Genomic DNA, 445 nt, shown 5'->3' with positions numbered 1-445 from the left:
GTGCTGGTGGCCTTCGTGTTTGCCCCTGTCGTGTTCTGGCATGAACGAGGCACGATCGACGGCTTCCTCACCACGGCCTCGCCGCCGCTGCAGTACGTCTACATCAACCTCGGCCTGAAGATGAACGAGTACGGCGTCGCCGGCACGCTGGCCGCAGTGCCCTCCCCCGGGGCATGGAACGGCTCGCTGTGGTCGCTGTACTACGAGTTCCTCTGTTACCTGATCGTCGGCGGCCTGCTGTCGGTCGCAGTGCTGCGACGCCACCCGCTCGCCCTGGTACCCGTCTTCGCGTTCACTGTCTGGTGCGGTGCCAACCCGGAGAGGGTGCACTCCTACTTCGGGCCGACGAACGGCGACATCTGGTTTCTCCTTCCTGTGCTTCCCTTCTTCATGGGCGGTGCTGCGCTCTACGTCGTCCGCGACCACGTGCCGCTCACCTGGTGGG

General features: G+C 65.2%; 1 protein-coding gene. It reads left to right on the top strand.

Annotation, left to right across the window (positions count from 1 at the left end):
- Positions 1-445, top strand: a 445-nt coding sequence (locus tag C5C07_RS21495) for a hypothetical protein (protein ID WP_199522804.1), incomplete at both ends; no start/stop codon positions are given.

It is taken from the genome of Haloferax sp. Atlit-4N (assembly GCF_003383025.1).
In the GTDB taxonomy this organism is placed as follows: domain Archaea; phylum Halobacteriota; class Halobacteria; order Halobacteriales; family Haloferacaceae; genus Haloferax; species Haloferax gibbonsii.
Note: the sequence above shows the minus strand (reverse complement) of the source record. Positions and strands in the feature narration are given on the sequence as shown.